8 protein-coding genes are annotated in these 7,748 nt (G+C 69.0%); 4 read left to right on the forward strand and 4 right to left on the reverse strand.

Going from position 1 to position 7,748, the window contains the following annotated elements; all coding sequences use genetic code 11:
* Window positions 1-317: 317 nt before the first annotated feature.
* On the reverse strand, window positions 318-524 hold the full coding sequence (locus ACFQ7F_RS44475) for a hypothetical protein (protein WP_383285016.1): 207 nt from the start codon (window positions 522-524) through the stop codon (window positions 318-320).
* Window positions 525-709: 185 nt separating this feature from the next.
* Here ACFQ7F_RS44475 and ACFQ7F_RS44480 point away from each other — a divergent pair, with 185 nt between their 5' ends.
* Together ACFQ7F_RS44480 and ACFQ7F_RS44485 are read left to right on the forward strand one after the other, a co-directional pair.
* Entirely contained in the window at window positions 710-940 is a 231-nt protein-coding gene (locus tag ACFQ7F_RS44480) for a hypothetical protein (RefSeq protein WP_383285019.1), read from the forward strand.
* Window positions 937-2,571: an AMP-binding protein gene (locus tag ACFQ7F_RS44485; protein ID WP_383285022.1), complete on the forward strand. Its 1,635-nt coding sequence runs from the start codon at window positions 937-939 to the stop codon at window positions 2,569-2,571. The genes ACFQ7F_RS44480 and ACFQ7F_RS44485 overlap by 4 nt, the downstream gene beginning before the upstream one ends.
* Here ACFQ7F_RS44485 and ACFQ7F_RS44490 read toward each other — a convergent pair.
* The 3 genes from ACFQ7F_RS44490 to ACFQ7F_RS44500 form a co-directional block, all read right to left on the reverse strand.
* Entirely contained in the window at window positions 2,549-3,121 is a 573-nt protein-coding gene (locus ACFQ7F_RS44490) for a GNAT family N-acetyltransferase (protein WP_383285025.1), read from the reverse strand. The two genes, ACFQ7F_RS44485 and ACFQ7F_RS44490, sit on opposite strands and share 23 nt — an antisense overlap.
* Window positions 3,122-3,240: 119 nt before the next feature.
* Complete coding sequence (locus ACFQ7F_RS44495; RefSeq protein WP_383285029.1) at window positions 3,241-4,002, reverse strand: hypothetical protein; 762 nt, start codon at window positions 4,000-4,002, stop codon at window positions 3,241-3,243.
* A 48-nt stretch (window positions 4,003-4,050) separates the two neighbouring features.
* On the reverse strand, window positions 4,051-4,941 hold the full coding sequence (locus tag ACFQ7F_RS44500; RefSeq protein ID WP_383285032.1) for a protein kinase: 891 nt from the start codon (window positions 4,939-4,941) through the stop codon (window positions 4,051-4,053).
* A gap of 278 nt (window positions 4,942-5,219) precedes the next feature.
* Here ACFQ7F_RS44500 and gcl point away from each other — a divergent pair, with 278 nt between their 5' ends.
* Window positions 5,220-7,007, forward strand: a complete 1,788-nt coding sequence (gene gcl, locus ACFQ7F_RS44505) for a glyoxylate carboligase (RefSeq protein WP_383285035.1) — start codon at window positions 5,220-5,222, stop codon at window positions 7,005-7,007.
* Window positions 7,008-7,088: 81 nt separating this feature from the next.
* Complete coding sequence (locus tag ACFQ7F_RS44510) at window positions 7,089-7,667, forward strand: YdeI family protein (protein WP_383285038.1); 579 nt, start codon at window positions 7,089-7,091, stop codon at window positions 7,665-7,667.
* The last annotated feature ends 81 nt before the right edge of the window (window positions 7,668-7,748 follow it).

The raw sequence follows: 7,748 nt of genomic DNA on the forward strand, positions 1-7,748 counted from the left end.
CGTGAGAGCCAGCAGCATAGAACTTCCGGAGATATCTGGAGCACTCCCTTTCTGCGTATTTGCCTCCCGGTAGCGCAACTAGGCAACTGAGCATCTATTAAAGGAGGTTACGGTGGAGCCACCCCGCGATGCTCCAGGCGGTGATCAGCTAGAAGCTGACACACATGGGCGAGTGTCAGGGAACTCTGTCCGGCACCCGCTCCTGACTGATCTCGGGGAACGCGAGATCCAGCGGCGCCATGAACTGCGAATAACGGACCCGATACCCGTAGTTGAGTGGGTAAGGAAGCTATTTGCCTCCCGAGTGCGGTCGTTGGTCAGGGGTGTGCGGTGGCGGCACGGCCACCTGTGACGTGCAGGAGGTCGGGCTTTCCCTTGTCGCTGCTTCCGGTCTTGCGGTCAGTGGTGTGCTGGGCGGCGGCTGATTCGCCGATCCGGCGCGTGAGCGCCTGAGTGGGATGACGGCAGGACGGAAAGCGGAGATCGCCGACCTGCTGGAGCTTCGAGTGGCGATCGCGGCGCATGGTCGCAGGTCGCGCCGGTCTTTCAGGCGCGCAAGGGTCGACGCGGCACTGCCCCCCGGGTCACACTTGGCGCCGTGCTTCGCAAGGCCCGCGTGGGGTGTGCTTGGAGTGACTTGCCGTCTCCGCCGGGCAACCTGTCCGGCGTGTGGCTGCGGTGGCTTCGGACCGGGTTCTGGGAGCAGCTCATGAATGTGTTGACAGGTGTGCCGGGCACGCGGATCACGGAGAGCGGCGTCACTCTGCCGCCGCTGGAGATCCGGGGATATGTGGACCCGCCGCTCTTCCAGAGCAGAGATGTGTCATCGGGAACGGGCGCTCTGTTCAAGGCGTCCGACGCCCTGCGGCTCTCCGTCCCGAAGGCGTACATCGTCCTCGCCCCCTACAAGCGGCTGCGCCGCGAGGAGGACTTCCGGTGAGCGTCAGTGAGCTGAGTGGGAGTGCGAGCGAACTGTCGTATGCGCACGGTGTCAGTAAGACGCCGTTGCTCGGTGACACCATCGGGCGCAATCTCGACCGGGCGATCGAGGCCTGGCCGGAGCGGGACGCGCTGGTCGACGTGGCTTCGGGAAAGCGGTGGACGTACGCCGAATTCGGCGCGGCCGTCGAGCAGTTGGCGCGGGGCTTCATGGGGGTCGGGGTCGGCAAGGGTGACCGGGTCGGTATCTGGGCGGTGAACTGTGCCGAGTGGGTGCTCGTGCAGTACGCCACCGCGCGGATCGGCGCGATCATGGTGAACATCAACCCGGCGTATCGCGCGCATGAGCTGGAGTACGTGCTCAAGCAGGCCGGGGTGACGGTCCTGGTCGCCACGCGGTCGCACAAGTCGAGCGACTACCGGGCGCTTGTGGACCAGGTGCGGCCCGACTGCCCCGAGCTGAGGTCCGTCCACTACATCGAGGACAGCTCGTGGGGCGAGCTGCTCGATGCGGCGGGGGTGGTGGGGGATGACGAACTGGCCGCCCGGCAGGCGCAGTTGAGCTGCGACGATCCGGTCAATATTCAGTACACGTCGGGCACGACCGGCTTTCCCAAGGGGGCGACTCTCTCCCACCACAACATCCTCAACAACGGCTACTGGGTGGGCCGTACGGTCGGCTACACCGAGCAGGACCGGGTGTGTCTGCCCGTGCCCTTCTATCACTGCTTCGGGATGGTGATGGGCAATTTGGGTGCTACGTCCCATGGTGCCTGCATCGTCATCCCGGCACCGTCCTTCGACCCGGTCGCCACGCTGCACGCGGTGGAGCGCGAGCGCTGTACGTCGCTGTACGGGGTGCCGACGATGTTCATCGCGGAGCTGAACCTCTCCGACTTCGCGACGTACGACCTGAGTTCGCTGCGCACCGGCATCATGGCGGGCTCACCCTGCCCGGTCGAGGTGATGAAGCGGGTGGTCGCCGAGATGCACATGGAGGAGGTCTCCATCTGTTACGGCATGACGGAGACCTCCCCGGTCTCGACGCAGACCCGCCGCACGGACGACCTGGAGCGGCGGACCGGCACGGTGGGCCGGGTCCTTCCGCACATCGAGGTGAAGGTGGTCGACCCGGCCAGCGGCGTGACGCTGCCGCGGGGTGCGTCGGGTGAGCTGTGCACGCGGGGCTACAGCGTGATGCTCGGCTACTGGAACGAGCCTTCGCGTACGACGGAGGTGATCGATGCGGGGCGCTGGATGCACACGGGTGACCTGGCGGTCATGCGGGAGGACGGCTACGTCCAGATCGTCGGTCGCATCAAGGACATGATCATCCGGGGTGGCGAGAACATCTACCCGCGAGAGATCGAGGAGTTCCTGTACGGCCACCCGAAGATCGCGGACGTCCAGGTGGTGGGCGTTCCCGACGAGCGCTACGGGGAGGTGCCGCTGGCGTGCGTGATCCTGCGGGACGCGGCGGATCCACTGACGTTGGAGGAGCTGCGGGCCTTCTGCGAAGGGCAGTTGGCGCGCTACAAGATCCCGGCCGGGCTGCGGATCGTGGAGAGCTTCCCCATGACGGTCTCGGGGAAGGTGCGGAAGATCGAGCTCAGGGAGCGGTACGGGGTGTAGTGGCGCTACGGGGTGTGGTCCCGCCGCTGGTGAGTTCGCGGCGCATGGCCACGCGGGGCCAGCGGTCGAGGCCGAGTCCGGCCTCGTGGGCGCGGATCTTCCGTAGACCCGGGGTGAGCTCGGCCTCGTCCAGCACGCGGAAGCCGATGCGGGCGTAGTACGGGGCGTTCCAGGGGACGTCCGCGAAGGTGGTCAGGGTGAGGGCCTCTCGCCCGGCTTCGCGGGCGCGCTGCGCGGTGTGCTCGATGAGGGCCTGGCCGATGCGGTGGCGCGCCGCTCGGGGGTGGACGGTGATCTGCTCGATGTGTTCGGCGGCGTCCACGGGTTCGCTGATGAGGTAGGCGACGGGGGTGCCGTCGCCCTCTCCCTTGCTTGCCTCCGTGGCCACCCAGGCTCGGCCTGCGCGCCGGAATTCTTCCAGGAGGGCTATGCCGGGGGGTTCGTCGTCGGCGATGGCTGCCATGCCCAGGGCGCGGAAGGGGGCGCCTGCGGCGCGCTCGATGTCCTGGAGCGTGGGGAGCTCGGCCTTTGTGGCTGGGCGGATGCGCATGTGGGGAGTATGCCGGTCTGTCCGTCGGCGGCCGACGGCTTTTCTGTCCCGCTGCTCCGCGGCGGATGTCTCCCGCCCACCCTCCCGATTACCTGGCATGCCCCGCCCCGCAGGGCGACTCACCCCGGGGACATCAGATCGTCCGCCGCGCTGTTCACCGGCTGTGGTGTGCCCGTGAGGTCGATGACGAACAGCGGGACGGACAGCGCGTCCGCCCGTGTGCGGGCGGCCTCCTCGTAGCCCGCGAGGGAGAAGCAGACGCAGCTGACGGACTCGGCCATCGCGCTGAGCCATACGCACTCCACGTCACGGAGCGACGTCGGTTTCACGGACGGTTCGATGAGCGCGATCACGCCTCGCGCCGCCACCCGCACCCCGGAAGGCGCCCGCTTGACCGCTCCCCGGATGTCCGCGTACCCCAGCCACCGCAGGTACAGCGCCGCCACCGTCACCGCGTCCTGCGCCGTGCGGACCGGCACGGGCTGGAAGGCGGGCCGCGGCGTCGGGGTCGTCAGGGGCGGTGAGGTGTGCGCCGGAGCAGTCGGGGGAGCGGCGGGCGTGGGGGGTGCGGGAGTAGTTGGGGTCGCCGGATTCGATGGTGCGGGCGACGGCGCCTGCACCGCCCGTACAGGAATCCGCAGCACCGCACCGCAGTCGCATTCCAGCTCAGGCTGTGGCCACTGGTCCCGGCGCCCGCACATCCGGCACCGCACGATCACCCACTCGTCCGCCCACGTCCGGTCCGTCACCGGCGTCACGGTCGCTCCGCGTGCCACCGGCGGTACCACCGGGGCGCCGCACGCGCAGGGGTAGGACGGTGGAGCGTACGCATGTTCGCGCCGGCAGGCCGGGCACCGTACCGGGACGTCGCTGTCCGTCATCACCCTCACCCGTCACCGTTACCGCTCACCGTCACCGCTCACCGGTCGTTATGTCCATCGTCCATCAAGTGGGCTTGCCGCGGCAGCTAGTTGAGCCAAGAACAGTGCGTTTGCCAGGGTCAAATCCCGGCGGCGGCTGCCCGGCAGGGGGAGGCCCGCCATACGGGCGACGGTGCGCGGCGCGGGCCTCGCTGCGGGGTGCGTGGCGAGACAGGCGGTGACCAGGGGAAGCAGCTCCCTCGGTACGCCCGCCAGGTCCGGGTTCCCGTCTCCGGCGTCGAAGGGCTCGCGCCCCGTCGCAGCGAAGGCGACGACCGCTCCGAGCGAGAAGATGTCCGCGGGAGGCTTGGCCGCGCCCCGTTCCGCCAGGAGCTCGGGCGCCGTGTATCCCGCCCTTCCCGCATGACCGGCGGTCCTTCCCGCGCATCCCGCCGTGCCGAAGTCGACGACGCGGGGGCCATCGGCGGCCAGGAGCACGTTCGACGGCCGGAGGCCCCCGTGCACGAGTCCCGCCCGGTGGATGTCGTCCAGCGCCTCGGCGAGAGCGCTCGCCAGGGCGAGTAGCCCCGCCGTTGTCGTCGGCGTGACGAGTGGCCCGTCGGCGTCCCGTGCTCGCGCCCGCGCGGCGAGCGTCGGTCCTGCGACGTACTCCGTGGCCAGCCAGGGCGCCGCACCCTGCGGATCGGCGTCGACGAGCGCGGCGGTGCGCCGCCCCCGCACCGCGCCGATCGCGGGGAGCTCGCGGGCGAGGCGCGTGCGGAACTCCCGGTCACGGGCGAGGGAGGCGTGCACCACCTGAAGGGCGGCGGCGTGCCCCGCCCCGTCGTGGGCGAGAAAGACCCGCCCGAGCTCTCCCTGCCCGAGCGGTGGCCCGGCCGTCCAGCGGCCGTACCTCCGCAGGTGCTGCCGGGCGGGCGACGTATCCGGTGAGCTGGCCACGTTCGACCCCCCGATGGTGTGGCCCGAATCCAACGCCGAGTTCCATGCCGAGTTCCCTGCCGAATTCAACGACTGGGACGCGCCCTTCGGGCGGCCCGGTTCCCGGACATCTCTTGACGGTCTCCACCGCACCGGCCTACATTGCTTCCATATAGCAGAACATACTTTCCACAATGCGGAAACAGAAGCTCACCGCGGGGCGCGACGGGAGCCGGATCCGCCAGCCGTATCCGTCAGCCGAATAGCTGTCGAAGCTGTTGTCGAAGCAGGAGAACCCCATGGCCCGTATGACCGCTGTCCGCGCGGCAGTCGAGATCCTCAAGCGCGAGGGCGTCACCAACGCGTTCGGTGTCCCCGGCGCTGCGATCAACCCGTTCTACAAGGCGCTCCAGGAGGGCGGTGGCATCGACCACACCCTCGCCCGGCACGTCGAGGGCGCCTCGCACATGGCCGAGGGGTACACCCGCGCCAACCCCGGCAACATCGGCGTCTGCATCGGTACGTCGGGCCCTGCGGGCACCGACATGATCACCGGTCTGTACTCCGCGACCGGTGACTCGATCCCGATCCTCTGCATCACGGGCCAGGCGCCCACGCACCTGCTCCACAAGGAAGACTTCCAGGCCGTCGACATCGCGTCGATCGCCACGCCGGTCACGAAGATGGCCGTCACGGTCCTGGAGGCCGCGCAGGTCCCCGGCGTCTTCCAGCAGGCGTTCCACCTGATGCGCTCGGGGCGCCCGGGCCCGGTCCTCATCGACCTGCCGATCGACGTCCAGCAGACCGAGATCGAGTTCGACATCGACACGTACGAGCCGCTGCCGGTCTACAAGCCGTCCGCGACCCGCGCCCAGATCGAGAAGGCGATCACCTTCCTGGTCGAGTCCGAGCGTCCGCTGATCGTCGCGGGCGGCGGCATCATCAACGCCGACGCCTCCGACCTCCTGGTCGAGTTCGCCGAGATCACCAACACGCCGGTCGTCCCGACCCTGATGGGCTGGGGCACGATCCCCGACGACCACGATCTGAACGCGGGCATGGTCGGCCAGCAGACCGGCCACCGCTACGGCAACGCGACGTTCCTGGAGTCGGACTTCGTCCTCGGCATCGGCAACCGCTGGGCCAACCGTCACACCGGCTACAAGCTGGACGTGTACACCGAGGGCCGCACGTTCGTGCACGTCGACATCGAGCCGACCCAGATCGGCAAGATCTTCGCGCCGGACTACGGAATCGCCTCCGACGCCAAGGCCGCGCTCGAACTCTTCGTCGAGGTGGCCAAGGAGCTCAAGGCCGCGGGCAAGCTGCCCGACCGCTCCGCGTGGGTCGCATCCCACCTGGAGCGCAAGGAGACGCTCCAGCGCCGCACGCACTTCGACAACATCCCCATGAAGCCGCAGCGCGTCTACGAGGAGATGAACAAGGCCTTCGGCCCGGACACGCGCTACGTCACCACCATCGGCCTCTCGCAGATCGCGGGCGCCCAGATGCTGCACGTCTACAAGCCGCGCCACTGGATCAACTGCGGCCAGGCGGGCCCCCTGGGCTGGACGATCCCGGCCGCCCTCGGTGTCGCCACCGCGGACCGCGACACGCCGGTCGTCGCGCTGTCCGGTGACTACGACTTCCAGTTCATGATCGAGGAACTGGCCGTCGGCGCGCAGCACCGCATCCCGTACGTCCATGTCCTGGTGAACAACGCCTACTTGGGTCTGATCCGCCAGGCCCAGATCGGTCTGGACATCAACTTCCAGGTCAACCTGGAGTTTGAGAACCAGAACAGCCCGGAGCTGGGCGTCTACGGCGTCGACCACGTCAAGGTCGCCGAGGGCCTGGGCTGCAAGGCCATCCGGGTCACCGACCCGAACGAGCTCGGCGCGGCGTTCGAGCAGGCCAAGAAGCTGGCCCAGGAGCACCAGGTCCCGGTCGTCGTCGAGGCGATCCTGGAGCGCATCACCAACATCTCCATGAGCCCCACGGCCGACATCAGCGCGGTCAAGGAGTTCGAGGAGATCGCCACGGAGCCGGGCCACGCGCCCACGGCGATCCGGCCGTTGAAGGTCTGAATCGCCTGACGTAGCCCTGGAGGGGCGGTCCACCCGGTGGGGTGGGCCGCCCCTTTGGCGCGTGCGGATTAGTGTGTGCGGATGGAATCGCTGGAGGGGCTGCGGGTCATGACCTGCGCGGACGTGGCCGAGCTCGACGCCTGGCTGGACGAACACCACGGCAGCGAGCCGGGCGCGTGGCTGCTCATCGCCAAGAAGGCGACGGGCGTGGCATCGGTGACGTGGGGCGAAGTCGTCGACGTCGTCCTCTGTCACGGCTGGATCGACGGTCAGCGCAGGTCGTACGACGACGTGTACTTCCTCCAGAAGATCACCCGGCGCCGGCCGCGCGGCCTCTGGTCGAAGGTGAACGTCCAGAAGGCGGAGGCCCTGATCGCCGCGGGCCGCATGCGTGCGACGGGCCTGGCGGAGGTGACGGCGGCCAAGGCCGACGGGCGCTGGGATGCCGCCTACGAGTCGCAGCGCAACGCCACGGTCCCGGACGACCTTGCGGCGGCCCTGGCGGCGAGCCCGGTGGCCCGTGAGACCTTCGAGGGCCTCGGCAAGTCGGACCAGTACGTCGTGCTGCACCGCCTGATGACGGCGAAGACCCCCGCCACACGGGCGGCCAGGCTCGAACGGATGGTGGCAACGCTGGCGACGGGCGAGAAGGTGCGTTAGCGCCCCGAAGGGGCGCGGGGAACTGCGCGACCAGCCACGACGCAGTCGCAGACAAAGAAGAGCGGCGAGTACGGGACCGTC

The sequence above is a fragment of the Streptomyces sp. NPDC056486 genome (assembly GCF_042795295.1).
Lineage (GTDB): Bacteria > Actinomycetota > Actinomycetes > Streptomycetales > Streptomycetaceae > Streptomyces.